General features: G+C 67.8%; 27 protein-coding genes. 12 read left to right on the plus strand and 15 right to left on the minus strand.

The genetic code is table 11. From position 1 onward, the window contains the following. Positions 1–29: 29 nt before the first annotated feature. The 3 genes from pdhA to IU459_RS14190 are packed head-to-tail and all read left to right on the plus strand — an operon-like array spanning position 30 to position 3,681. A complete protein-coding gene (gene pdhA, locus IU459_RS14180) occupies positions 30–1,142 on the plus strand; it encodes a pyruvate dehydrogenase (acetyl-transferring) E1 component subunit alpha (protein WP_195129980.1) in 1,113 nt (370 codons plus the stop codon). Next, a complete protein-coding gene (locus IU459_RS14185; RefSeq protein WP_195129981.1) occupies positions 1,139–2,122 on the plus strand; it encodes an alpha-ketoacid dehydrogenase subunit beta in 984 nt (327 codons plus the stop codon). Before pdhA ends, IU459_RS14185 begins: the two co-directional genes overlap by 4 nt. Before the next feature lie 29 nt (positions 2,123–2,151). Continuing rightward, on the plus strand, positions 2,152–3,681 hold the full coding sequence (locus IU459_RS14190) for a dihydrolipoamide acetyltransferase family protein (protein ID WP_195129982.1): 1,530 nt from the start codon (positions 2,152–2,154) through the stop codon (positions 3,679–3,681). Here IU459_RS14190 and IU459_RS14195 read toward each other — a convergent pair. Together IU459_RS14195 and IU459_RS14200 are read right to left on the minus strand one after the other, a co-directional pair. Beyond that, a complete protein-coding gene (locus IU459_RS14195) occupies positions 3,668–4,123 on the minus strand; it encodes an acyl-CoA thioesterase (protein ID WP_324198864.1) in 456 nt (151 codons plus the stop codon). The genes IU459_RS14190 and IU459_RS14195 overlap by 14 nt on opposite strands. Positions 4,124–4,189: 66 nt before the next feature. Continuing rightward, complete coding sequence (locus IU459_RS14200; protein ID WP_195129983.1) at positions 4,190–5,146, minus strand: AraC family transcriptional regulator; 957 nt, start codon at positions 5,144–5,146, stop codon at positions 4,190–4,192. A gap of 81 nt (positions 5,147–5,227) precedes the next feature. On the opposite strand from IU459_RS14200, the gene IU459_RS14205 reads away from it, so the two are divergent. Further along, entirely contained in the window at positions 5,228–6,076 is an 849-nt protein-coding gene (locus IU459_RS14205; protein WP_228837908.1) for an SDR family oxidoreductase, read from the plus strand. A gap of 147 nt (positions 6,077–6,223) precedes the next feature. Further along, the gene (locus IU459_RS14210) at positions 6,224–7,603 is read left to right on the plus strand and encodes an MFS transporter (RefSeq protein ID WP_195129984.1); all 1,380 of its coding nucleotides are present in this window, start codon (positions 6,224–6,226) and stop codon (positions 7,601–7,603) included. Between the two features lie 6 nt (positions 7,604–7,609). On the opposite strand, the gene IU459_RS14215 is transcribed toward IU459_RS14210, so the two are convergent. From IU459_RS14215 to IU459_RS14240, 6 genes are all read right to left on the minus strand, one after another. Next, positions 7,610–8,059: a nitroreductase family deazaflavin-dependent oxidoreductase gene (locus IU459_RS14215; RefSeq protein ID WP_195129985.1), complete on the minus strand. Its 450-nt coding sequence runs from the start codon at positions 8,057–8,059 to the stop codon at positions 7,610–7,612. A 27-nt stretch (positions 8,060–8,086) separates the two neighbouring features. Continuing rightward, positions 8,087–8,851, minus strand: a complete 765-nt coding sequence (locus tag IU459_RS14220) for an LppU/SCO3897 family protein (RefSeq protein WP_195129986.1) — start codon at positions 8,849–8,851, stop codon at positions 8,087–8,089. Positions 8,852–9,009: 158 nt separating this feature from the next. Continuing rightward, the gene (locus IU459_RS14225) at positions 9,010–10,161 is read right to left on the minus strand and encodes a DUF5925 domain-containing protein (protein ID WP_195129987.1); all 1,152 of its coding nucleotides are present in this window, start codon (positions 10,159–10,161) and stop codon (positions 9,010–9,012) included. Between the two features lie 93 nt (positions 10,162–10,254). Then, on the minus strand, positions 10,255–11,673 hold the full coding sequence (locus tag IU459_RS14230) for an NAD(P)(+) transhydrogenase (Re/Si-specific) subunit beta (protein ID WP_195129988.1): 1,419 nt from the start codon (positions 11,671–11,673) through the stop codon (positions 10,255–10,257). Positions 11,674–11,676: 3 nt separating this feature from the next. Next, entirely contained in the window at positions 11,677–12,003 is a 327-nt protein-coding gene (locus tag IU459_RS14235) for an NAD(P) transhydrogenase subunit alpha (protein ID WP_195129989.1), read from the minus strand. Further along, complete coding sequence (locus IU459_RS14240) at positions 12,003–13,244, minus strand: Re/Si-specific NAD(P)(+) transhydrogenase subunit alpha (RefSeq protein WP_195129990.1); 1,242 nt, start codon at positions 13,242–13,244, stop codon at positions 12,003–12,005. The genes IU459_RS14235 and IU459_RS14240 overlap by 1 nt, the downstream gene beginning before the upstream one ends. A 407-nt stretch (positions 13,245–13,651) precedes the next feature. Between IU459_RS14240 and IU459_RS14245 the strand changes: the two genes are divergently transcribed. Genes IU459_RS14245 through IU459_RS14255 form a run of 3 tightly spaced genes read left to right on the plus strand, consistent with a single transcriptional unit; the run spans position 13,652 to position 15,604 of the window. Further along, a complete protein-coding gene (locus IU459_RS14245; RefSeq protein WP_195129991.1) occupies positions 13,652–14,113 on the plus strand; it encodes an HIT family protein in 462 nt (153 codons plus the stop codon). Then, on the plus strand, positions 14,110–14,946 hold the full coding sequence (locus tag IU459_RS14250) for a maleylpyruvate isomerase family mycothiol-dependent enzyme (RefSeq protein WP_195129992.1): 837 nt from the start codon (positions 14,110–14,112) through the stop codon (positions 14,944–14,946). The genes IU459_RS14245 and IU459_RS14250 overlap by 4 nt, the downstream gene beginning before the upstream one ends. Before the next feature lie 4 nt (positions 14,947–14,950). Then, positions 14,951–15,604, plus strand: a complete 654-nt coding sequence (locus IU459_RS14255) for a Type 1 glutamine amidotransferase-like domain-containing protein (protein WP_195129993.1) — start codon at positions 14,951–14,953, stop codon at positions 15,602–15,604. Here IU459_RS14255 and IU459_RS14260 read toward each other — a convergent pair. Continuing rightward, on the minus strand, positions 15,585–16,379 hold the full coding sequence (locus tag IU459_RS14260) for a MerR family transcriptional regulator (protein ID WP_195129994.1): 795 nt from the start codon (positions 16,377–16,379) through the stop codon (positions 15,585–15,587). The two genes, IU459_RS14255 and IU459_RS14260, sit on opposite strands and share 20 nt — an antisense overlap. 18 nt (positions 16,380–16,397) lie before the next feature. Next, positions 16,398–16,910, minus strand: a complete 513-nt coding sequence (locus tag IU459_RS14265; RefSeq protein ID WP_195129995.1) for a GtrA family protein — start codon at positions 16,908–16,910, stop codon at positions 16,398–16,400. A gap of 260 nt (positions 16,911–17,170) precedes the next feature. Between IU459_RS14265 and IU459_RS14270 the strand changes: the two genes are divergently transcribed. From IU459_RS14270 to IU459_RS39655, 3 genes are all read left to right on the plus strand, one after another. Further along, entirely contained in the window at positions 17,171–18,529 is a 1,359-nt protein-coding gene (locus IU459_RS14270) for an FAD-binding oxidoreductase (protein WP_195129996.1), read from the plus strand. Between the two features lie 46 nt (positions 18,530–18,575). Further along, complete coding sequence (locus IU459_RS14275; protein ID WP_195129997.1) at positions 18,576–18,860, plus strand: GNAT family N-acetyltransferase; 285 nt, start codon at positions 18,576–18,578, stop codon at positions 18,858–18,860. 434 nt (positions 18,861–19,294) lie between these two features. Next, entirely contained in the window at positions 19,295–20,503 is a 1,209-nt protein-coding gene (locus IU459_RS39655) for an NUDIX hydrolase (protein ID WP_324198865.1), read from the plus strand. A 128-nt stretch (positions 20,504–20,631) separates the two neighbouring features. Here the strand turns inward: IU459_RS39655 and IU459_RS14285 are convergent, their stop codons facing one another. The 5 genes from IU459_RS14285 to IU459_RS14305 form a co-directional block, all read right to left on the minus strand. Beyond that, a complete protein-coding gene (locus IU459_RS14285; protein ID WP_195129998.1) occupies positions 20,632–21,789 on the minus strand; it encodes an acyl-CoA dehydrogenase in 1,158 nt (385 codons plus the stop codon). A 153-nt stretch (positions 21,790–21,942) separates the two neighbouring features. Continuing rightward, positions 21,943–22,629, minus strand: a complete 687-nt coding sequence (locus IU459_RS14290; protein WP_195129999.1) for a TetR family transcriptional regulator — start codon at positions 22,627–22,629, stop codon at positions 21,943–21,945. A gap of 74 nt (positions 22,630–22,703) precedes the next feature. Further along, positions 22,704–23,435: a phosphotransferase gene (locus IU459_RS14295; RefSeq protein WP_195130000.1), complete on the minus strand. Its 732-nt coding sequence runs from the start codon at positions 23,433–23,435 to the stop codon at positions 22,704–22,706. Positions 23,436–23,452: 17 nt separating this feature from the next. Beyond that, positions 23,453–23,968, minus strand: a complete 516-nt coding sequence (purE, locus tag IU459_RS14300; RefSeq protein WP_195130001.1) for a 5-(carboxyamino)imidazole ribonucleotide mutase — start codon at positions 23,966–23,968, stop codon at positions 23,453–23,455. Then, positions 23,961–25,181 (minus strand): 5-(carboxyamino)imidazole ribonucleotide synthase, encoded by a 1,221-nt coding sequence (locus tag IU459_RS14305; protein ID WP_267469808.1) that lies wholly within the window; start codon positions 25,179–25,181, stop codon positions 23,961–23,963. Before IU459_RS14305 ends, purE begins: the two co-directional genes overlap by 8 nt. Positions 25,182–25,220: 39 nt before the next feature. Between IU459_RS14305 and IU459_RS14310 the strand changes: the two genes are divergently transcribed. Next, positions 25,221–25,760 carry a GtrA family protein gene (locus IU459_RS14310; RefSeq protein ID WP_195130002.1) on the plus strand — a complete coding sequence of 180 codons (540 nt, stop codon included), beginning with the start codon at positions 25,221–25,223 and terminating at the stop codon, positions 25,758–25,760. The last annotated feature ends 1 nt before the right edge of the window (position 25,761 follow it).

Consider the following 25,761-nt stretch of genomic DNA (forward strand, 5'->3'; position numbering starts at 1 on the left):
ATTCCTGTGGCGCGATGGGGTGAGCACCGATGACGGGCAAGTCCGAGTTTCCGGTCCAATTGGTACAGCCGGATGGTCGCCGTGTGCTCGACCCCGAGCATGCCGCACTGGTCGCCGACGTCGGCCCCGAACAGCTGCGCGAACTGTACGAGGACATGGTCGTCACACGAAGGATCGACACCGAGGCCACCGCGCTGCAACGGCAGGGCCAACTCGGACTGTGGGCGCCACTGCTCGGGCAGGAAGCCGCCCAGGTGGGTTCGGCGCACGCCCTGCATCCCGACGACTACGTGTTCTGCAGCTATCGCGAGACCGCCGTCGCCTACTGCCGCGGTGTGCCGCCCACCGACCTCACCGGGCTGTGGCGCGGCGCCGCCCACCACTGCTGGGACCCGCATGCGGTGAACATGACCAACCCGAACATCGTCGTCGGCTCGCAGGGCCTGCACGCGACGGGCTACGCGTTCGCCGCGCACTTGGACGGCGCCGACATCGCCACGATCGCCTATTTCGGTGACGGCGCGAGCAGTCAGGGCGATATCGCCGAGGCGATGGGGTTCGCCGCGAGCTGGAGCGCGCCCGTCGTGTTCTTCTGCCAGAACAATCACTGGGCGATCAGCGAACCGGTGCGCGTGCAGAGCGCCACCCCGATCGCGCACCGCGCGTATGGATACGGCATGCCGGGCGAGCAGGTCGACGGCAACGACGTACTGGCCGTGCTCGCCGTGACCAGGCAGGCAGTGGCACGGGCGCGCTCAGGCTGCGGCCCGTCGTTCATCGAGGCGCTCACCTATCGGATGGGTCCGCACACCACCGCGGACGATCCCACCCGTTACCGCTCGACCGCCGAGACCGAGCAGTGGGCGCGGCGCGATCCGATCGACCGGATGCGCAAGCTGCTCGAACGCGAGGACCTGTGGGACGAGGCGTTCGCCCGGCGCGTCGCGGCGCGCTCCGACGAGGTCGCCCAGGCGGTGCGCAGCGCCACCATCGGCATGCCCGACCCCGCACCGACGGAGCTGTTCGACCACGTCTACGCCACCCCGCACCCGCTGATCACCGAACAACGGAGGGCGTACGCGGAGTACCTGACCGGCGATCCCGGCCTGTCCTCCGCACGAGGAGAAGGAGTCCCACAATGATCACCACCTTCGCCGCCGCGCTCAACACCGGCTTGCGGCGGGCGCTGGAGGACGACCCGAAGGTCTTGCTGATGGGCGAGGACGTCGGCCGTCTCGGCGGGGTGTTCCGGGTGACCGACACACTGCAGAAAGACTTCGGCGACAATCGCGTCATCGATACGCCGCTGGCCGAATCCGGCATCATCGGAACAGCTTTCGGCATGGCACTGCGGGGCTACCGGCCCGTGTGCGAGATCCAGTTCGACGGCTTCGTCTATCCCGCGTTCGACCAGATCGTCTCGCACGTGGCGAAGATCAACTACCGGACGCAGGGAAAGGTCAACGCGCCGCTTACGATTCGCATTCCGTTCGGCGGCGGCATCGGGTCGGTGGAGCACCACTCCGAGTCGCCCGAAGCCTATTTCGCGCATACCCCGGGCCTGCGCGTCGTGACGCCGAGCAACCCGGCGGACGCGTATTCGATGATCCGCCGAGCGATCGCGCTGAACGACCCGGTGATCTTCTTCGAACCCAAGCGCAGGTACTGGGACAGGGCGGATGTCGATTTCGCCGCGCTGGACCGTGACGGCGGGCTGCCGCTGGACCGCGCCAGGGTGTGCATGACGGGCACGGACGCGACCGTCGTCGCGTACGGCGGAACCGTCGCGACCGCGCTGGCGGCGGCGAAGATCGCCGCGGCGGAGGGCCACGCACTCGAGGTGATCGACCTGCGCAGTCTCTCGCCGATCGACTTCGACACGATCGAGGAGTCGGTCGCGAAGACCGGGCGGCTGGTCGTCACGCACGAGGCGCCGGTATTCGCCGGGCTCGGTGCGGAGATCGCCGCGCGGATCACCGAGCGCTGCTTCTACCACCTCGAAGCACCGGTCCTGCGGGTCGGCGGATTCGACATCCCCTATCCCCCGGCTAAGCTCGAAAAGCACCACCTGCCCGACCCCGACCGCATTCTCGACGCGGTCGACCGCTCCCTCGCCGCCTGACGGGGTTCGCCGTAGTGAGAGGTGCCCACGTGGAAGACCATGCCCGCCAGCCTCTTCCGGCGTCCGTGCTGGAGTTCCGGCTGCCGGATCTCGGGGAGGGGCTCACCGACGCCGAGCTGGTGTCCTGGGCGGTGGAAGTCGGCGACACAGTGCAGCTGAACCAGACCATCGCGGAGGTGGAAACAGCCAAAGCGGTGGTGTCGCTGCCGTGTCCGTTCGCGGGCCGGGTGGTCGAATTGCTGGCGCAGCCGGGCGACACGGTCGCGGTCGGCGCACCGCTCATTCGCGTGGAGCAGGAGCGGAAAACGGCACCCGAAGGCGCCACTGGGGAACCGGGCCGCTCCTCGGTTCTGGTGGGCTACGGTCCCGAGGAGGAGCCGGCATCTCGGCGGCGCAGGCCCGCGGGACAACCGGCGCAGCAGATTTCGCAGCCGGTCGCGACGGGCGGTCCGGGAGATACGGCTGAGCCGGGCACCGCCGTCGGGGACTCCGAACGATCGTCAGCATTCGCCGCGAGCGATCTCGCGGCAGACACCTCAGCCGGACTGGACACCGCCCACCAGAAACCTGAACGGCAGCACGCGGCACCCGCCACGACGAATGTCGCTGCAGACACTGCCGTCCAAGAGCCCGAACGACCGCGTACAGCGCTCGGCGCGGCGCGCGCGGCGGCGACCCCTGCCGCCCGAAAACTCGCACGCGAACTCGGAATCGATCTGTGGTTCGTCGCGGGGTCCGGCCCAGGCGGCGCGGTTACCGTCGACGACGTGCGCGGCGCGGTGCCCGTCTCCCAGCCGCGTCCGTCCGAATACGCCGGGGCGTCAGCCGGCGGCGATGCCGGTGTGGTCCGGCCGCCCGCGCGTGAGGTCCGCACCCCGATCAGCGGCATCCGCAAGCGGACCGCCGCGGCGATGCTGAACAGCGCCCGCACGATTCCGCAAGCCAGCACCTTCGTCACCGTCGACTGCACCGCCTCGATGGAGCTGCTCGACCATCTGCGCAGCACGAAATCCTTTGCCGGCCTGACCCTGACACCACTGTCCCTGGTCGCCAAGTCGGCGCTGGCCGCACTCGCCGATTTCCCCGGTGTGAACGCCTTCTGGGACGAAGCGAACCAGGAGATCGTCACCAAACACTATGTGAACCTCGGCATCGCGGTGGCCACCGACCGCGGCCTGCTCGTGCCGAACATCAAAGAGGCGCAGACGCTGAGCCTGCGCGATCTCACCCGCGAGATCGGCTGGCTGGCCGACACCGCTCGCTCCGGCGGCGCGACGCCCGCCGACCTGCGCGGCGGCACCTTCACCATCACCAACGTCGGCGTCTTCGGCGTGGACGCCGGGGTACCGCTGGTGAATCCGGGCGAGGCCGCGATCCTGTGTCTCGGCGCGATCCGCAAGCGGCCGTGGGTATTCCGCGACGAACTCGCGGTCCGGTGGGTGACCACGCTCGGCGTGAGCTTCGACCACCGGATGATCGACGGACAACTGGCCGCCCGCTTCCTCGCCACTACCGCAAGCCTGTTGGAGGACCCGCTCACGCTCCTCAGCCGTCTGTGACGCCGTAGTCCGGGGACTGTCGGTCCGTGACGAGGCCAGCGGCGGCAGTGCGGATGACCTCCGGGATCTCGACCGGCTTACGCGTCTCCGCGTCCACGTAGACGTGCACGAAAGTGCCGGTCGCGGCCAGTTCCAGGCCGCCGTCGGCCTCGCGGAAGATGGCCAGATCGTAGGTGATGCTGGACCGGCCGAGCCGCGAGACGCGCAAGCCGACTTGCAGCTGATCCGGGAAGCTGATCGACCCGAGGTATTGGCAGGAGGTCTGCGCGACCACACCGAGCGCGGGCAGCACGCGGATGTCGGTGCCGGTGGCATGCATCAACCACGCGTTCACCGCGGTGTCGAAGTACGAGTAGTACGTCACGTTGTTCACGTGCCCGTAGTGGTCGTTGTCGGCCCACCGGGTGGGGACCGGCCAGAGCACCGGATACTGCTGCGTCACCCGGCCGACGATAGCTCAGTAGGCGTGCGGGCTGTATCTACGCGCCGCGTGCGGGGCCCTCCATGGCTACGCAAGCTCCCTCCTCCGGGCCTGACCGCCCACGCCGTGGCGGTGGTCGCGCGGGGAGACGCCGAAGTGGCGCTTGAACGCGGTGCTCAGCGCGAAGGCGCTGCCGTACCCGACTTGGCGGGCGATCGCCTCGATGGTGGCGTCGGATTCCTGGAGCAGGTCCGCGGCCAGCGCCAGCCGCCATTCGGTGAGGAACGCCATCGGCGGCTCGCCGACCAGGTCGGTGAACCGGCGCGCGAGCGCGGCGCGCGACACGCCGACCGCCTGCGCCAGACTCGCGACCGTCCATCCGTGCGCCGGGTTGTGCTGGAGCAGGCGCAGGGCTTTGCCGACCAGCGGGTCACCATAGGCGTGGTACCAGGCGGGCGCGTCGTTGCGAGCGAACCACGCGCGCAGCGCGGCGATCAGCACCAGATCCAGCAGGCGATCCAGCACCGCGCTCTGCGCGGGCTCATCCTTGGTCGCCTCGTCGACCAAGATGTCGAGCACTCTGCTGTCGAAGTCGCCCCGCTGCAACACGATCACCGGCGGGAGCGCGCGCAGTAAGCGCTCGCTGGCCGCCCCCGCGGACTCGTAGGTCCCGGTGACCATCATGGTGACCCCTTCCGGGTCGGTACCCCACTGCCGAACGCCGAGACTGAGTGTCTCACAAAGGATCTCACCGTCGGGCGTCTTGGTCACCTGGCCCGGATGGATGACGATCTGCGGTTCGGTCGCCGGGTCGTCGGCCACCGTGTAGGGATCGGGCCCACGAAAGATCGCGACATCGCCCGCGCCGAGCCGCCGCGGGGCGCCCTGGTCCGTGACGATCCACGCGCCGCCGCGGATCATCGACAGCACCGTCAGCGGGGACTGGTCCTGAATCCGCAGCGACCACGGCGGGTCCAGCAGCGAACACATCACGAACGCACCGCGGGCGCGAGGACCTTCGAGCAGACTGGCTAACGCATCCACCCCGTCAACTGTAGACGATCGCGCATGACCATGAGCCGTTCAACGATGTTCCGTCTCAGCCGGGGCCGATGTACTGGAACCATGACACACACCACCGCTGACCAGCGCCTCATCCTCGTCACCGGCGGCACCGGCAAAACCGGCAGCCGCGTCGTCACCCGGCTCCAGGCGGCCGGGTATCCGGTCCGGGTCGGTTCCCGAGCCGCCGACATCCCCTTCGATTGGTCCGACCGGGACACTTGGGCCGCGGCGCTGGCCGGCGTGCACAGCGCCTACGTTGCCTACCAACCGGACCTCGCGGTCCCCGGCGCTCCCGAGGTGATCCGCGCGTTCGCAGCGGCCGCCGCGCGCGCCGGGGTGCGCAAACTGGTGCTGCTGTCCGGGCGCGGCGAGCCGGAGGGCGTGCAGTGCGAGCAGATCGTGCAGGCATCGGGCCTGAACTGGACCATCGTGCGGTGCAGTTTCTTCGCGCAGAATTTCAGCGAAGGCGCGTTTACCGACTACATCCTGGCAGGCGAAGTCGCGCTGCCCAATGGTCACGTGCCGGAGCCGTTCGTGCACGCCGACGACATCGCCGACGTCGCCGTCGCCGCGCTCACCTCGGATGGACACGACGGCGAGATCTATGAACTGACCGGCGCGCGAGCGATCACCTTTGCCGAAGCGGTCGCGGAGATCGCCGTGGCCACCGACCGGCCGATCGCCTTCGTGCCCACGTCCCGCACGGATTTCGTCGCCGGGCTGACCGAATACGGAGTGCCCGCCGACACGGTGAGCCTGCTGGACTACCTCTTCGGCACCGTGCTCGACGGCCGCAATGCCAAGCCGGCCGACGGGGTACGCCGAGCGCTCGGACGGCAACCGAAGGATTTCGCGGACTACGTCATGGAGACGGTGATCACGGGAGTCTGGAATGTCCCGCAGCGATGAGGCGTTGAACTGATCAGTAGGCCCGCCCGCGGACGTGACGCGCAACGTCGAGCGCCACGCACGGAAGCATCACCAGGTCAACGGCGCCCTGGACCGGTCCGCGGGCGTGCTGGCGAGAGCGGGTCGTTCGTCGGTACCGTCGAAGTGGTGTCGAGCCCGACGGTCGAGCGTCCGATCCGCATCGCGCGTGCCGCGGTGTTCACGGTATTCGCGTTGAACGGTTTCCTGCTCGCCATGTGGGTGGTGCACATCCCGGTCGTCACCGACCGCACGGGGGTCGCGAAGTCGACGCTGGGGATGTTCATCCTGCTGATGGCCGGTGCGGGCATCGTGGGAATGCGGCTGGCGGGTCCGCTCGCCGATCGGCTCGGCAGCAGGACGCTGGTCGGTACGGCCGCGTGCATCGCCTCGGTGGCGGTGATCGGCCCCGGCTTGGCCACCGGACCCGTCACCCTCGCCCTCGCGCTGGCCTGTTTCGGTTTCGGCAACGGCGCGCTGGACGTGTCGATGAATACCCAAGCGGTGCATGTGGAACGCGCCTATCGGCGTCCGATCATGGCCGCGTTCCACGCCTTGTTCTCCGGCGGCGGCCTGCTCGGTTCACTGGCCGGCGCCGCGACATTGCGCGCGGGCTGGGACGTACGGCTGACTCTGGCGCTGGCCGCAGCAGGCTGCGTCGCGCTGACCCTCGCTTTGGTGCCGCGGCTGCTGCGCGACACCACGCTCGACGCGGAGACGACCATCCGGGACCTCTCGGCCGTGCACACCACCGAGCGTGACGCTCCCCTGCCCGATGTGGAGTTCGGCAAGCACGACACGATCGCACTCGAGCGAGAGACGACCGTGCTCGATGTCGGCCCCGAGCACAACCCTGCACCGGTCCGGCCCGACGCCACACCGGCCGGCTCGCCGCTGAGTGAGCCCGACCGGAACACCGCTGAACACACCGTGCGTACCGAAACCCGCGATCGCGGCCGAAAAGTACTGGCCCTGGCGGCGATCGCCTTCGCGCTGCTGCTGGCCGAAGGCGTAGCCGCCGACTGGAGCACGTTGCAGATGCGCGAGCATCTCGGCGCGGACGAGGCGACCGCGGCGCTCGCGTTCGGCGCCTTCTCCACCACCATGACGGTCGGACGTTTCGGCACCGACCGGGTCAGCCACGCGTTCGGCCGGGTGGCGGTGGTTCGCTACGGTGCGCTGATCGCGGCCATCGGATTGGCCGTGATCATCGTGTCGCCGTGGGTTCCGCTGACGCTGGCGGGCTGGGCGATGGCCGGACTCGGACTCTCCGGCGGCGTCCCGCAAATCTTCACCGCGGCAGGCAATCTGGGCTCGGATACCGCCGCCACCGACATGTCCCGGGTATTCAGCGTCGGTTATCTCGGGCTGCTCGCCGGTCCCACGGTGATCGGCTGGCTCACCGCGGTGGTATCGCTGACCACGGCCATGGTGGTGCCGTTGGTGGCCATGCTGCTCTGCTGCCGATACGCGAACGTCGTGGCTACGCCGCGGAAACCTTCGCGCTGAGTAGCTTCAAGACCGTAAGGCCAGCTCGACCAGTGGCACCTTGTCGATGGCCGAGCCCGTGGCTTCCTCGATGATCCGGCCGAGGTTCCGGTACGCCTTCGGATGATCGCGCCGGTAGCCGTCGAGAACATTTGCGGCCTCGTCCGGAGGGAGTACCCGGGCTGACGCCGGAACGCGATGGCGCGCAGCGATACTCACATGACAGCGAGGGTCGGCGACGAGATTGCGGAACCATTGCGCCTGGCTGCCGAATCCGGCCGCGATCACCACGCGGTCCCGGCTCGGCCGAGCGACCGTCTCCAGCACCACATAGCGTAGGCGGCCGGACGTGCGGCCGGTGTGTTCGAGCAGTAGGAGCCGCCCCCCGAACAGGAATCCGAGCCGGGCGCGAAACGCGAGGATCGGCGCGCGCACGAACCACTTGGTCCGCAGGAGCCGCGCGCCGACGCTCGTCATGCTTCCACGTCAACAATCACCTTGGGCTTACTTGGGCGGGACCAAGCACAGCGTGATCGGTTCGGGCTTGGGGTAGACGATCGTGTCGTTCTCGGTCGCCTTCGACCCGCACGCGGATACGTCCGCGGTACCGCGGACGATCCGGCCGATCTTGAAGTCCGCCGACGCGCCACAGGCGACCTTGGTGCTGGCGCCGAGGAAGCCGCCGTCGATGCAGTCGCCCTCCTTGACATTCAGTCGCAGGCAGAGCGTGTATTCGTCGCCGCCGGTCTGGTAGTAGCTGGCGTAGTCCTTGGTCGGGCAGTCCGCGTTCGAGTCGTCGAGCCGTTGCGCCACTACGTAATTGGCTTCCGAATCGGAGCAGTCCTTGATCGCGAACTCGGCTTTGACGGTGGTGCCCGACAACTTCGCGCACTGGCCGATCTCGATCTTCTCGCCGTCGGAGCGCAGCACGGTCCGGCCGCCGACGATCAGAAGGCCGATAACCACGACTGCGCCGAGCACGGCCAGAATCTTCCCGATCCCGCCACTGCCGCCGCGATTCTGCTGCGGTGGCGGCCCTGGCGGAGGGAAACCGCCGGCGGGGTAGCCCGGCTGCTGCGGCGGCGGGAAGCCACCCTGTGGCGCATAACCCGGTTGGGGTTGATATCCCGGCTGGGGATATCCCTGCTGACCGGGGTAGCCCGGCGGCTGGCCCGGAAGGCCTTGCGGCGCCGCGGCTGGCTGCTGCTGCGGAAAGCCGGGCTGGCCGCCGGGCTGACCTGGATACGGATAGTTCGGTGGTGTGGTCATGGATCCCCTCCCCGGGTCTCGCGTGCTTCCGTCCGCACTGGGCGGCGGGCGAACCCATGGAATCTAGCCGATCAGCGCGGGCCGCGCCGCATGAGATACCGCGTGGTCCATTTCGGCCGCCGGACCCGAACGCGCGTAATACCCCGGATTCCACCCGATTACAGATAGAGCCCTGGATGCACGGCATCTCGTGCGACGGCATCGATCCGAACGTCACCGTCACGCAGCACAACCAGCTCGGCGAGCGTCGCGCCGTCCGGGGCCACGGTGGTGTCGCTTCCCTCCCGCACCAGCCAGGCCGACGCCTCCGCCGCGGACAGCCGACCGATCTCGATCCGCGCCAGGCACCGCCCCGGCCGGGTCACCGCCGGGTGCAGCCGGGACAGATCCTCGTTGGTGGTGATGGCGACCAGCACGTCACGGCCTTGGCCGAGCATGCCGTCGGTGAGGTTGAGCAGCCGGGAAAGTCCTTGGCCCGCAGCCTCTTTCGCCTCGCCGCGGATCAGCTCGTCGCAATCTTCCAAGACGAGCATGCGCCAGCGGCGCTCACCGCCGTCACCGTCGACGCCCGCCGCCACATCCATCAGATATCCGGGCTTGCCGAACATCACCTCGGGATCCAGCACGCAATCGAACTGGCACCAGGGGCCCCAGGCTCGCGCCAGTGCCCGCAGCGCGGTGGTCTTCCCGGTGCCGGGAGGTCCGTGCAGCAGCACCAGCCGGCCGCGCACGTCGTCGGCGGTGAGCGTCATGAGGTGGTCCATCGCGGCGGCGACCTCCGCCGCGTAGTTGCCGCGGATCGCGGACCACTCGGGCGCGGAGATCGAACGAGCGCGCCGTTGCGGCCCGTGGCTGTGCAGATGCCAGAACCCCATTTCGACGGTCTCCCCCACCTCGGGCGGAGCGGCCGCGTCGCGGATCGCCTCGGCGAGTAGTTCGTCCGCGAGCGCGTCGGTGACGGCGGTGACCTCGACCAGCGCCGATCCACCCGACCAGCGCACCGATCGCAACGACCACCCGGCGCCGACCACCAGGGTCGCGCCGCTGTCGTCGTCGCGCACCGTGCGAACCACACGGCCGCGCGCCGGGCGCAGCGGCGCGTCGGGACGCACTCGCTCCAGATGCGCGGTGCGCGCGCACGGCTGGTCGCCGCGCAGGAACGGACCGAGCGCGAGGGCATCGATCGCATCGCGGACCGAGTAGGTGGAATCGACCGTGATGGTCCACGGCAGCCGCTCGGCGGGATCGACCGCGGGCTGCCCGGGACCGATCAACCGAAGAGGCTCATGACGTGCGGACACTCCGAGCATGATCCGGGGTGACAGTCAGCGGTGTCCATCGAATTACGCCGGACGCCCCTCCACCGCGGTCGGTGAAGGGGCGTCCGGGGCAAAACCTCTGGCCTACAAGACCTTCAGTTCTTCGGTCACTGCGCTGACGGACTTCTTGGCGTCGCCGAACAGCATGGAGGTGTGGTCGGCGTAGAACAGCGGGTTGTCGATACCGGCGAAACCACTGTTCATGGAGCGCTTGAGCACGATCACCGACTTGGCCTGGTCGACGTTGAGCACGGGCATGCCGTAGATCGGGCTGGCGGAGTCCTCGCGGGCGGCCGGGTTGGTGACGTCGTTGGCGCCGATCACCAACGCGACGTCGGTGCGGTTGAATTCGCCGTTGATCTCGTCCATCTCCTTGAGCGCGTCATAGGAGACCTCGGCCTCGGCCAGCAGCACGTTCATGTGCCCTGGCATGCGACCGGCGACCGGGTGGATGGCGTATTTGACCTCCACACCCTTCTTCTCCAGCAGTTCCGCCATCTCCTTGACCGCGTGCTGGGCCTGCGCGACGGCCATGCCGTAGCCCGGGACGACGATCACCTGGTTGGCGTAGGCCATCTGGATCGCGGCATCCGCGGCGGAGGTGGCCTTGGCCTGCTTCTGCTCGCCACCACCGGCGCCCGGCGCGGTCCCGCCGCCACCGAATCCGCCCGCGACGATGGCCGGGATGGACCGGTTCATCGCCTTGGCCATCAGGTTGGTCAGGATGGTGCCGGACGCGCCGACGATCATGCCCGCCACGATCATCGCGGTGTTGTTCAACGCCAAACCCGCGGCCGCGGCCGACAAGCCGGTCAGCGCGTTGAGCAGCGAGATGACCACGGGCATGTCCGCGCCGCCGATCGGCAGCACGACCATCAGGCCGAGCACACCGGCGGCGAGCAGCAGCAGCACCATCCACCACCAGGCCGCGCCGCCGTCGGCGGCGCGCACGCCGATCACCACCGCGGCGGCGACGGCCACGACGAGCAGCAGCAGGTTCAGCGGCTGCTGCAGCTTGCCGACCCCGATCGGTTTGCCGGGCAGGATCTCCTGCAGCTTGCCGAACGCGATCAGCGAACCCCAGAACGACACCGAACCGATGATCGCGGCGAACAACGAACCGACGATGATGTGCACGGTCGGTTCCTCACCGTGCTTGAACGCGGAAAAGCCGGTGGTGTCCAGGAACTCCGCCCACGCGATCAACGCGACCGTGCCGCCGCCGACGCCGTTGAACGCGGCCACCAGCTGCGGCATCGCGGTCATCTTGGTGTAGCGCGCGGGCGGCACGCCCAACACGACACCCAGCACCAGCCCGGCGATGATCAGGATCCAGTTGCCGGTCTCCCGGACCGCGATCAACGTCGCGACTACGGCGATGCCCATACCGACCGCGGCGATCCAGTTGCCGCGCACCGCGGTCTTCGGCCCGGTCAGGCCCATCAGACCGTAGATGAACAGGGAGAACGCGACGATGTAAAGGATATTGACGAGATTGTCCATGGCCTACTTACCCGCCTTCTCCGACGCATCCGCCGCAACCGGCTTCTTGCCCTTGAACATGCCGAGCATGCGGTCGGTGACCACGAAACCACCGACCACGTTCAAGGTTCCGAACACCAGCGCCACGAACAGGATGAGCTGGATACCGATCGAGGGGTCTTCCATCTTGCCCAGCGTGACCAGCGCACCCAGCACGACGATGCCGTGAATGGCGTTGGTCCCCGACATCAGCGGGGTGTGCAAGGTGTTGGGCACCTTGGAGATGACAGCGAAGCCGACGAACCCGGACAGCACCAGGATCGCGATATTCGCCAACAATTCGGTGTACATCAGCTCTCCACCTTCGCCTCGGTCGCGTCCTTCGCCTCCGCCGACTCCGCCTCCGCCGACTCCGCGTCCTCCGCCTCAGCCGACTCCGCCGGCTCAGCGGACTCCGGCTCAGCGGACTCCGCCGCCGCGGTCGCAGTACGGGTGACGCAGGAATCGGCGAGCACCTGGTCGCTGAAGTCCGGCGCGAGCTTGCCGTCGACCAGCATCAGTTCCAGCAGCGCCGCGATGTTCTTGGAGTACAGCTCCGAAGCGTGTTCGGGCATGGTCGCGGGCAGGTTCAACGGCGAGGCGATGGTCACCTCGTGCTTGACCACGATTTCGCCCGGCTCGGTCAGCTCACAGTTGCCGCCGGTCTCCCCGGCCAGGTCCACGATCACGCTGCCGGGCTTCATGCCCTGCACCGCGGCGGCCGTCACCAACCGCGGCGCCGGACGTCCCGGCACCAGCGCGGTCGTGATCACCACGTCGAAGCCCTTGATCGCGTCCTCGAGCGCCTGCTGCTGGGTGGCCTTCTCCTCCTCGGTCAGTTCACGCGCGTATCCGCCCTCACCGGCGGCATCGATGCCCAGGTCCAACCACTGCGCACCGACCGAACGCACCTGATCGGCCACCTCGGGACGCACGTCGTACCCGGTGGTCCGCCCACCCAGACGCTTGGCGGTGGCCAACGCCTGCAACCCCGCCACGCCGACGCCGAGCACCAGCACCGTCGCCGGTTTCACCGTGCCCGCCGCGGTGGTGAGCATCGGGAAGAACCGGGTCGACTCCGAGGCGGCCAGCAGCACCGCCTTGTACCCGGCCACGTTCGCCTGCGACGACAACGCGTCCATCACCTGCGCACGCGAGATCCGCGGAATCGCCTCCACCGCGAACGCCTGCACACCCGCCGCTTGCAAAGCGCCGATCTGATTCTCCGCATTCCGCGGCGCCAGGAACCCGATCAACGTCTGCCCCGACGACAGCTTGCCCACTTCGTCGTCACTGGGCGGGGCCACCTTCACGACCACATCCGCCGACCACGGGTCCCCGATCGAGGCACCCGCCTCCTCATAGGCGCTATCGGGAATCAGCGCACCGAGCCCGGCACCGGGCTCGACGACAACCTCCACACCTTGCTTGATCAGGCTCGGAATGATCTTCGGCACCAATGCGACACGGCGCTCACCCGCGGCGGATTCGCGGACGACTCCGACACGCGCGCCACGTGGCGACGGATCGCCTACGCTCTGCGTTGTCTCCACTTTCAGACTTCCTTCTCGTACTGAGCTTCAGGCAACGGGTAGACGAGCGGACTTAATGACCGTTCAGTAAGTTCGTCCAAATCCTCGCCACTGTACCTGGCTCGCGGTGAGCGTAGCTGAGATGCCCGTCACACACGCCGGACGGATCGCGCCGCGCCGCCGGAATCGACCAGTTGGCGCGGAGTGGGCCGCCGGCTGCCGAACCGCGGTCTACTCGTTTTTCCCTTTCGCTGTGTGATCGTGGTCTCCGCAGGTGAACGCGGCAAGACCATACGGAAAAGTCCCTTACTTACCTCGAGGTTCGACAACTGGTCAGGGCCTCGGCGTGTCGACGGATAGTGACGTGCGTCATGCTCGATCGGCGCACGGGCTGTTCCGACCGGCCCGTACGCCGTATGGTCCAGCGTGTGAACGACTGCGTCTTCTGCCGCATCGTGGCAGGCGAGGCTCCGGCGGCCAAGGTGTACGAGAACGACACGCTCTGCGCGTTCCTCGACATCCGGCCGGTTGCCCGCGGACACACGCTGGTGATCCCCAAGCGGCACGCGGCCGAGCTGGAGGACCTCGATGCCGACCTCGGCGCGCAGATCTTCCGGGCCGGACATCGGCTGGCGCTGGCCATCCGTCGCAGCAGCCTCGCCGCGGACGGCGCGAACCTCGTCCTCAACGACGGAATCGCCGCGTTTCAGACGGTCCCGCACGTCCACCTGCACGTGATCCCCCGCCGGCACGGCGACACGCTCCGCTTCGCCAAAGGTTTTCTACTGCGGCGCCCGCACGACCCGGTCACTACCGCCGCCGCCATCCGGGATGGCATCGCGGCACTGGACAACGAGGGCGAAGGCCCGGAAAAGGAAGCCCACGGATGACCGAGACGCTGGACCGCACCGCGCAGATCAGCCTGCTGTCACAGCAGTGGGACGCGATCGAAGCGCTGGTCGCCCCGCTGGACGAGGACGGCTGGCGCACGCCGTCGGCGCTGCCCGGCTGGAGCGTTTTCGACATCGTCGCCCACGTCATCGGCACCGAATCCTGGCTGCTCGGCGACCGTCCGCCCGCGCACGACCCGACCAGGGTCAAGACCGATGTGCGGACACTTCCCTACGTGCGCAACGAGACCGCGGTGCTCAACGAGATATGGGTGGACCGGCTGCGCCCGCTGTCGGGCGCCCGGCTGCTCGAGTTCTACCGCGACGTCATCGACCGGAGGCGATCGGCACTCGCGGCGATAGGCGACGCCGAGTGGGCGAAGGAAACCGTGTCGCCGATCGGGCAGATCAGCTACGGCCGGTTCATGCGGGTGCGGTTGTTCGACTGCTGGACGCATGAACTCGACATCGCCGACGCGCTGGGCATGCCGGTCGAGGAGGGCGGTCCGCGCGGCGAGCTGGCGTTCGCCGAGTTCGTGCTCGGCATTCCGCGCGTGGTGGCCAAGAAGGGCGAGGCGCCGGACGGCGCGCGCATCGCTTTCACGCTGACCGGCCCGCTGGCCAGGACGCTGCGCATCCAGGTGGCCGGCCGGGCGAAGTATGTGGACGAGTTCGACCAACCCGCCACTGTCGAAATCCGCATGGATTCCCGGCTTTTCGTGCGGTTGGGCTGCGGACGGACGAAGGCCGAGGAACACCTCGACGAGATCACCATCGAGGGCGATGCCGAACTCGGACACCGGATCGTTCGCCACCTGGCCTTCACCCTCTGACCCCGTGCGCCTCTTCCTGTCCAGCTACCGTTTCGGGGCGCACTACGACCGGCTGGTCGCGCTCGCCGGGTCGCCGAGCCGGGTCGCGGTCATCGGAAATGCCTGCGACGCATGGCCCGTCATGCGAGCCTCCGCCGTCACCAGCGAGTTGGTGCCGTTGCGCAACCTCGGATGGGCTCCGGAGGAGATCGATCTGCGCGACTTCGTCGGCCGTGCCGCGGAACTCGAACGCCGCCTTGCCGAGTTCCCCCTCGTCTGGGTCCGCGGCGGAAACACTTTCGTGCTGCGCGCCCAGTTCGCTCGCAGTGGAGCGGATCTCGCGCTCACCCGGCTACTCGCCGACGACGCACTGGCCTACGCGGGTTACAGCGCGGGCGCCTGTGTGCTCACACCGGACCTGCACGGCATCGACTCGGTCGACGACCCCGCCGAGGTCGTGCCCGCCTGCGGTATCGAACCACAATGGGACGGACTGGGATTGGTCGATCGGCCGATTGTGCCGCACATCGACTCGGCGACCGATCCGGACGGTGCGAGCAACCGGCTCGCCGCTCGCTACCGAGCCGAAGGCGTCGACCACTGGGCGCTCACCGACGACGATGTGATCGTCATCGACGGCCCACGCACCGAAGAGCTGATCACTCCAACGGCGACATGAACGTCCACAACCGCTGCTCGAGATCGCGGACGCTGTAGTCCCGGTAACCGTAGAACTGATCGGTGGGCTCGTACAGGATTTCGGCCCCAGCCGCCTTTGCGTGACGGTAGTGCGCGTCCACATCCTCCACCACGATCGACATGCCTTCGGTGCAGGCACCGAGTGTGGCGGGCGAGGCCAACTTGAACTGCTCGGAGACCTGATGCAGCCAGATGACGCCATCACCCGCGGTGACTTCGCCGTGATAGGCGGTGCCGTCCTCGCCCCTGGTGATGCGGCCGGGTTCCAGGCCGAACACCGTGGTCAGGAATTCGTGCGCGGCAGCGATGTCGCGGTAGACGAGCGTCGGGATGCGGCGCTGAATCTTGGTGTCGAGCATGGCCATGTCCTCCAGGGTGTCGAGTATTTCCCGGGCTTCGAGGCTGCGGTGATCTGTGAGCGTCGCGACCATGGCGGTCAGCCGCTGCCGCAGCCGGTGCCCGACGGCCAAGCGGCGGTCGAGCTGGGCGATATGCCGGTTCATCACCCCGGACAGATCCCATGCGGGATCGTCGAGGGCGGCGGCCACTTCGTCCAGGCGCAGCCCGAGCCCACGCAGCAGACCGATCCGGTACAGCCGCTGGACGTCGTCGGTCGAGTAGAGGCGGTGCCCCGCGCTGCTACGCCCGGAAGGTGACAACAGTCCGATCTCGTCGTAGTAGTGCAGGGTGCGAACGGTCAGCCCGCTGACTGCCGCCAGCTCGCCCACCTTGACGTATCCGTCCTTCTTCGCCACAACTGTGACGGTAGGACCTCACGTCGCGTCAGGTGCAAGTTCGGGCGCCGGCCGGTTCGCGCGACTCCGGAAAACCACCCAGCGCATCGCGCTGTACATATAGACGGCCTCGCAACCGCCCGCCAGCAGACGGGACAGGTGATACTCCACGCCCAGCGCGGTCAGCCCGCTGCCGACGCCGAGGATGAACGCCAGGTAATTGATGACGACCACCACGACGTACACCGCGGCCTGCCTGCCGACCGGAGCGTGCGAATGGAAGTTGAAGGTGCGGTTGAGCACGAAGCTGAGGCCGAACGCGAACACATACGCCACGGTGACCGACAGCCAAACCGGCAGCCCCAACCCGCCATGGAGGGCGGTGAGCAGCACTAGGTCGACGCCGAAGGTGAAGCTGTTGATCAGGGCGAAGCCCAGGAAGGTGGGAGGTACGAGACGATCCAGCCCGAGCGGCAATCGGTGGACGACCGCCTCGCACCAGTGGGTGAACCGATCGGCGATGGTGTCGGCGGTTTCGGACAGCTCGTGCACGCGACCAGCCTGCCAGCGGCAGATGGCCGTCAGATGAGCAACGGGAGACCGGCCGGTAGCTCAGCCGACTCTACGTCTGGGGTCCGCCCTCCGCACGGTCGAGCCGATGCGGGAAGCCGTCGTCGGCACTGCGAGCATGCACCTTCAGAGACGTGCGGGCGGATCCAGCGTGCAGCGCGTCCAGGGCAATACCGCCGTCGCTCCACGCCGATCAGCCGCCCGATCAGCGAATATCCGGCACGGGAAGCTAGCGTGAATATGTGGACCTGGAAGACCTGATCGCCTGCCTTCCCGACGGCGCGGTGCTCACCGACGCCGATCTGCTCGCGAGCTACCGGCAGGACTGGGCGCGTGATCCGGACGCGGGCACCGCCGTGGCCGTGGTGCGCGCGACCTGCACCGATGACGTAGCCGCCACGCTGCGCTGGGCGAGTGCCCACCGAGTCCCGGTGATCCCGCGCGGCGCCGGGTCCGGATTGTCCGGCGGCGCGACGGCCGTCGACGGCGGGATCGTGCTGAGTACCGAGCGGATGCGCGCGATCACGGTCGATCCGGTGACACGAACCGCAGTGGTGCAGCCGGGTCTGCTCAACGCGGAAGTCAAGCGGGCGGTCGCCGAACACGGCCTGTGGTATCCGCCGGACCCGTCGTCCTTCGAGATCTGCTCCATTGGCGGCAACGCCGCGACCAACGCGGGCGGCCTTTGCTGTGTGAAGTACGGCGTCACCACCGACTATGTGCTCGGCATGGAAGTTGTGCTCGCCGACGGCACGGTCGTGCGGCTCGGCGGCCCGCGACTGAAGGACTCGGCGGGGTTGTCGCTGACCAAGCTGTTCGTCGGCAGCGAGGGCACGCTCGGAGTGATCACCGAGCTGACCCTGCGGCTGCTGCCCGCGCAGCCGCCGCAGAGCACGGTCGTCGCGAGCTTCGGCACACTCACCGCGGCCACCGAGGCGATCTTGACCATCACCGGTGAACTGCGGCCGTCGATGCTCGAGTTCATGGATTCGGTGTCGATCAACGCCGTGGAAGACGAGTTGCGGATGGGCCTGGACCGCACGGCGGCCGCGCTGCTGGTCGCACGGTCGGACGCACCCGGCGAATTCGCTCGGCGCGAGGCCGAAATCATGGCGAACGCCTGCGAGAAGGCAGGCGCGACAGAGGTTTTCCACACCGAAGACCCCGCGGAGGGCGAAGCTTTCGCCGCCGCACGGCGTTTCGCGATTCCCGCCGTGGAGAAACTCGGCCCCCTGCTGCTGGAGGATGTCGGCGTCCCGCTGCCCCGGCTCGGCGACCTGGTCACCGGCATCGCGGCGATCGCCGAACGCAACGCGGTGACGGTGTCGGTGATCGCGCATGCGGGCGACGGCAACACCCACCCCCTGATCGTGCACGACCCGTCCGACCCGGACCACGCCGCCCGAGCGCACCGCGCCTTCGGCGAGATCATGGACTTGGCCATCGCCCTCGGCGGCACCATCACCGGCGAACATGGCGTCGGCCGATTGAAGAAGGCCTGGCTGCCCGACCAGCTCGGCCCCGACGTAATGACCCTGACCCGGCGCATCAAGGACGCCCTCGACCCCAACGGCATCCTCAACCCCGGCGCGATCCTGTAACCGCGCCAACGGAACATTCCCCGCCGCCAAGGAGTTCTACCCCATCATGACGACCAGGCTCGAGCACAACGTCGCCGACACCCGTTTCGAGATCTACATCGACGACACCCTCGCCGGGTACGCCGACTACGCCGAAAACGCCGACACCAAGGTCCGCGACTTCCACCACACCCTGACCTTCCCCGAATTCCGCGGCCACGGCATCGCCGCCCAGGTCGTCGGCTACGCCCTCGACGACTCCCGCAATGCGGGCTTCTCGGTCATCCCCACCTGCTGGTACGTCGAGAAGTACATCGCCGAACACCGCGAATACGCCGATCTGGTCAGATAGTTCGGTCGCTTCACGGCTCCAGGAACAGACGTTCACAGCGCAGGCGGGGTAGCCCGGCGGTTTCGCCGAGAACAACAGCAACAGTGTCCGGGTGCCGCTTGGCCCGCCACTCTCGGACGAAGACACGCGCTGCCGTCTCGCACGCCACGACGTCGAATCGCATGCCGCATATGGACAACCGCAGGTGAACATCGGGTTCATCGGGTTTGGGAGACTCCTTGAACGGCGGGTTGTCCGTCGCGCGCAGTCAGCCACCACGTGGAGAACTACGGCCCCTGACGGCCGGAACCGGTCAGCCGGAACCTCGATCCACCGACGCAAAAGACTCCGCTGATCTCGTGGCGACGGCAGGGCAATCTCCCCGCCTACGGGCACTACCGAAACGTTCACCCGGAACATGCCTGGCATCTGGTCGAGTAAGTCGGCACTGAGCCGTGCGTGAGTTCTTCGATCTCCAGCAACCGGAACGGTCCCAAAAGAGTCTCGTGCTCGCACTGCAGGCGGCCCACGAAGGCGATGATGCGTTGCTAGGCGCTGCGGTGTTGGCCCACATGGCATTCGCACCGGCTTTCTCCGGCGACCCCTCACGAGCCGAGGAAGCGCGGGACCACATCCGCGCCGCCCGCGCCTTCGCACGACGAGGACGCGCAAACGCGGAGACGAACGCATGGCTCGACGCCGTCGAAGCTGAAGTCGAAACCCGGTTCGGAGACACCCGCCGCGCGCTGACTCTGCTGGATCACGCGGAGGAGCTATACCGTCGGTACGACAATGAAGCCGAGCCCTCACCAGCGTGGTTGGACTGGTTCTCGCCGACCCGGTTCGGCGGCTTTGGTGCTCTGCCGATCGCCGAGCGGAGTGAAATGGCGGCTCCCCCGAGCCCCGACTGCCACCTTTCCACTACGTTCGATAGCCCGTGCACGGACGGCAGCTCCGGCCTGTTGGTCACCGAGCTTGGGACGATTCCCGTCAGGTCAGAGGGTGGCCTCGTACCAGGTCACCGGGTCCGAGCCAGGGTCGGCGATCCCGGGGCGCTTGACGCGAAGGGAGTTTTTCGGCCCGGACCGGTTCGACGCCACAATCTGAGCCGACAGCTCGTACTCAACTGGATGCGCAACACCCACAGCAGCTCGTCGTTCGCTTCACAGACTCTTGCCCAAGCTATGCGGATCGCGAGGAAACCGATGACAAGTGAGGACAAACACTTCGCTCGCGCGCGATTGGCCGCGGGCGCACTGTTCGTAAAGGGGGACGCGGTGCTGCTGGTGCACAAGACATACGGCAGCGGCTGGGATATTCCAGGCGGCTACGTGGAGCCGGGCGAAGCGCCCGCAGCGGCGTGCCACCGCGAAGTCCGTGAGGAACTCGGAATCGACCGCGCTCCACAACGATTGCTCGTGCACGACTGGGCGCCGAGCCCAGGCGATGGCGACAAGATTCTCTATGTGTTCGGCTGCGGCGAACTCGGCGATGAACAAGCCATCAATCTTCAGACATCCGAACTCGATCGCTGGGAATGGGTTCCGGTCGAAAAGCTCGACAACTACGTCATCCCACGACTTGCGCGCCGGCTACGACAGGCCCACGCCGCATACACACACAGCAATACCGCCTACCTCGAACATGGTGAGCCCGCACCGTGAAAACCGAGATCGCGGCATCGGCGACCGCGTTCACTACGGTTGAACACGCACCGGGTCGGGGCGGTGGAACGCGATCGGCGGGATGTCCAAGGCCTGCAGCGAACTCGAACATCCCGCGATCGACGGAATCAGCGCAGCAGCGCGCGGGACATCACCAGGCGCTGGATCTGGTTGGTGCCCTCGTAGATCTGGGTGATCTTGGCGTCGCGCATCATGCGCTCGACCGGGAAGTCGGTGGTGTAGCCAGCGCCGCCGAACAGCTGGACGGCGTTGGTGGTGACTTCCATGGCCACGTCGGAGGCGAAGCACTTGGCGGCGGCGGAGATGAAGCCGAGGTTCTTCTCGCCGCGCTCGGCGCGGGCGGCCGAGCTGTAGACCATGAGGCGGGCGGCCTCGATCTTCATCGCCATGTCGGCGAGCATGAACTGGGTGTTCTGGAAGTCGGCGATCGACTTGCCGAACTGCTTGCGGTCCTTGGTGTAGGCGATGGCCGCGTCCAGCGCGCCCTGGGCGAGGCCGACGGCCTGCGCGCCGATGGTCGGGCGGGTGTGGTCGAGGGTCTGCAGCGCGGTCTTGAAGCCGGTGCCCGGCTCGCCGACGATGCGGTCACCCGGCACCCGGCAGTTCTCGAAGTACAGCTCGGCGGTGGGCGAGCCCTTGATGCCGAGCTTGTGCTCCAGCGGGCCGACCACGAAGCCTTCGTCGTCCTTGTGCACCAGGAAGGCCGAGATGCCGTTGGCGCCCTTGTCCGCGTCGGTCACCGCCATCACGGTGTACCAGGAGGACTTGCCGCCGTTGGTGATCCAGCACTTGGAGCCGTTGATGATCCAGTCGTCGCCGTCCTGCTTGGCCCGGGTGCGCATGCTGGCCGCGTCGGAGCCGGCCTCGCGCTCGGACAGCGCGTAGGAGGCCATCTCGCCGTTGACGATGTCGGCCAGCACCTTCTTCTTCAGCTCCTCGGAGCCGTTCAGGATCAGGCCCATGGTGCCGAGCTTGTTGACCGCGGGGATCAGCGAGGAGGAACCGCAGACGCGGGCGACCTCTTCGATCACGATGCAGGTGGCCACCGAGTCGGCGCCCTGACCGCCGTACGCCTCGGGCACGTGCACGGCGTTGAAGCCGGAGGCGTTGAGCGCGGTCAGCGCCTCTTCCGGGAACCGGGAGTTGCCGTCGACGTCCTTGGCGTGCGGGGCGATCTCCTTCTCCGCGAGGGCACGGATAGCCTCGCGTAGTTCATCGTGGAAGTCCTCGAGCTTGAACAGGTCGAAATCGGGGTTTCCCGCCATCGGGCTCACTCCTGGTCGTCGGTGGTGATCGCTGATATCCGCCAGCACATCGGCACTCAGTGCCACTTTGCCATCGAGTATACCCACATATACGCCAACCACGTGGGGATAACCTGTGGCACTCAGTGTCAGATTGGTCGCATTCCGGTCGGGTCAGAGGGTGCCGAGCTTGCGGAGCAGCAGATCGGCGACCTGCCTGGGCGGGGCGTCCCGAGGAAACACGGCGACTACCAGCTCATCGGCGTTCGCCGTGCGTCTGGCACCGCGCGGGATCGCGGCCAGCTCTACCCGCAGGTCCGCGGCGCCCGCGTCCGACTCGCCCCGCACCATCCGGCGCAACAGGTAGTTGTGCGTCGCTGTCACGGCCGCGGTGAACTGCACCCGGGCCACATCCGGGACATCCGGCAGCCGCTCACGCAGGTAGTCGGTGAACAACCGCTCGTAACGGAACACCGTGACGATCTCCCGCTCCCGCAGCGCGGGCACGCGCCGCACCACCTGATACCGCCGCGCCGCGATGTCCCGCCACTGCGTGAACCGCTCGAACACCTGCACCACGGCCGAGCACACCGCCTCCCACGGGTCCTCGCGCGACGCGGAGAGGAACTCGGCCGCCTGCGCCAACTGCGACTCGTGATCGGCGAAGATCACATCCTCTTTCGACCGGAACTGCCGGAAGAACGTCCGCCGCGAGATCCCCGCCGCCTCCGCGATCTCGTCCACCGTCGTCGCCTCATACCCCTTCTCGGCGAACAACCGCAGCGCCTGATCCACAACGGTGAGCCGAAAGTAGGCGGTGTCGTCGTTGCCCCGCGGCCGAGCGATATCCCCTGTAGTCACGCACTCACCGTAGCCAGGGGCCGCCTGCGAGGGTTCCACACGGTGAGTGTTCCCGGTGTTGACGCCTCCCGCATCTACAGCGCGGCTTCGAGTTCGGCGCGGTGCTCGGTGACCCAGCGGTGGGCGAAGCGGATGCGTGCGGGCACGCCGTCTGAGCGAAGCCGCATCATCGCGGGTTCGCCTGCGGCGGCTGTTTCTATTCCGTGCCGGCACCGGTCCTGCCACCACAGGATCGTGTCGAGGAGTTCGTCGCGTTCGTTGGTTCCGTAGGCGTCGCACATCAATCGCAGCAGTGTGGCAGGGGTGGGAATGTCGGTCACGGCGGGGCCGAGGTCGAGGTACTGCCAGCACGCGTGAGCCAGATCGTGGATGCGGCGGCCGGGAGCGGCAAGATCCCAGTCCAGGAACGCCACGGGCAGCATGCCGTCACCCAGGTCTCGGTAGACGGTGTTCCTCGGGGAGATGTCGTTGTGGCAAACCACTTCAGCGCCCGCCGCGAGGTCGGTTCCCGCGGTCACGTCGTGGAACGCACGGATCAGCTCCGCCAACCGAGCCAAGGCAACCCGGGAGGCGACCGGTACGGATCGTTCCTGGTCGAATGCCACATATCCGTCTAAGTACGTGAGAATCTCACGCCCTTGCTCGTCCATGCCCAGGAAACGAGGCGCGCCGGTCCAACCGGACTGCTCGAACCGGGCGAGCAGTTCGTGTATGAACTCAGCCCGCTCAGGAGGGCGGCGGCGAACGGTGTCACCGACACGGACCACGTCATTGACGAAGCCCCCGTGCAGAGGGATCTCCGGCATTCCGCGCTCGGAACTGGTCAGCCCAGGAGCTTGGTGCGGAGGGCGTCGTCTTTGTCCAGGACCATCTGTTCGAGGCCGGCCTGGAACTGTTCCATGCGGGTGCGCAGGGCCGGGTCGTGGGCGGCGAGGATGCGGGCGGCGAGCAGGCCCGCGTTGCGGGCGCCGCCGATGGAGACGGTGGCGACGGGGACGCCTGCGGGCATCTGGACGATGGAGAGCAGCGAGTCCATGCCGTCGAGGTACTTGAGTGGGACCGGCACGCCGATCACCGGGAGGGGGGTGGCCGAGGCGACCATGCCGGGGAGGTGGGCCGCGCCGCCCGCGCCCGCGATGATCACTTTCAGCCCGCGGGCCGCCGCCTCGCGGGCGTAGTCGAGCATGCGCTGCGGGGTGCGGTGCGCCGAGACGACGCCCACCTCGAAGCGGATGCCGAACTCGGCCAATGCTTCCGCCGCAGCCTCCATGGTCGGCCAGTCGGAGTCGCTGCCCATGATCAGGCCGACCGACGGGGTCATGGCCTCTGCTTCACTCATGCGGATCCCATCCATCGGTCCAAATCGCGTGCGACATCCAATACGCCGCCCGCTCCGCCTTCTCCCGAACCTCGGCCACATCGTCGCCGAGAACGTTCACGTGCCCGATCTTGCGATCGGGGCGCTCGCCCTTGCCGTACAGGTGCACCTTCGCCTCGGGCATCCTGGCGAACAGGTGGTGCAGCCGCTCGTCCATCGACATCGCCGGGGCCTGCGGCGCGCCGAGAATATTGGCCATCACCGTGACCGGCGCGAGCGGAGCGGTGTCGCCGAGCGGGTAGTCGAGCACGGCGCGCAGATGCTGCTCGAACTGGCCGGTGCGGGCGCCGTCCATCCCCCAGTGCCCGGAGTTGTGCGGCCGCATGGCCAGCTCGTTCACCAGCAGTTCGCCGTCAGTCGTCTCGAACAGCTCCACCGCCATCACGCCGACCACACCGAGTTCCTTGGCGAGATGCAACGCCATGGTCTCCGCGGCGGCGGCCGTGTCCTCCGGCAGACCGGGCGCGGGCGCGATCACCACCGCGCACTGCCCGTTGCGCTGCACGGTCTCCACCACCGGCCAGGTCGCCGCCTGCCCGAACGGCGAACGCGCCACCATCGCCGACAGCTCCCGCTTCAGGTCGACCTTCGCCTCGGCGAGCAGCTGGACGCCGTGTGCGAGCTGATCGCTGACGATCGCCTCGGCGGCGTCGGCGGAATCGGGCATCCACACACCGCGCCCGTCGTAACCGCCGCGCACCGCCTTCAGCACGATCCGCCAGTCGTGCTCCTGACCGAACCGCACCGCGTCGGCGACCGAGGTGACCGGCGTGAAGGCGGGCACGGGCAGCCCCAGCTCGCTCAGCTTGGTGCGCATGGCCAGCTTGTCCTGCGCGTAGACCAGCGCACGCGGCGGCGGCTGCACGTTGACGCCCTCGGCGGCCAGCGCCTCCAGGTGTTCGGTCGGCACGTGCTCATGGTCGAAGGTCAGCGCGTGCGAGCCGACCGCGGCCTTGCGCAGCGCGGTCAGATCCGTATGGCTGCCGAGCACCACATCCGGGCTCACCTGCGCGGCCGGGTCATCGGGGTTCTCGGCGAGCACGCGCAGCCGCTGGCCCAGCGCGATGGCCGCTTGGTGGGTCATGCGCGCGAGCTGGCCACCACCGATCATGGTGACGGTGGGCATGGCCGATGGATCGAAGGAACGAGCGCTCACGTCGGACCATATTGTCATGTCCGGCGCAAATGATCGGGACCGGTACACTCCGGTCTTGTGTCATTCGTCGACGACGTGGTCAGCGTCCTCCCCAAGCCGCTGCAAGAAATCGCGTACCGGCATCGGGAACTGATCAAGTTCGCGATCGTCGGCGCGACCACGTTCGTCATCGACAGCGGCATCTTCTATGTGCTGAAGTGGACGGTGCTGGCGGAGAAGCCGGTGACCGCCAAGATCATCTCCGGCGTCATCGCCGTGATCGCCTCCTACATCCTCAACCGGGAGTGGTCGTTCAAGAACCGGGGCGGACGCGAGCGCCATCACGAAGCGCTGCTGTTCTTCGGCGTCAGCGGCGTCGGCGTCGTCCTGGCCTTCACTCCGTTGTGGATCTCCAGCTACATCTTCGACCTGCGGCAACCCAACGTGAGCTTCACGGTGGAGAACATCGCCGACTTCATCAGCGCGTTCGTCATCGGCAACCTGCTACAGATGGCCTTCCGGTTCTGGGCGATGCGCCGCTGGGTCTTCCCGGACGAAATGAGCGAGCTCGAAGCGGAATTCGCCGATCTCGTGGAAGAGGAACTCGGCCGCAACTGAG

This window comes from Nocardia amamiensis (assembly GCF_015477605.1).
Lineage (GTDB): Bacteria > Actinomycetota > Actinomycetes > Mycobacteriales > Mycobacteriaceae > Nocardia > Nocardia amamiensis_A.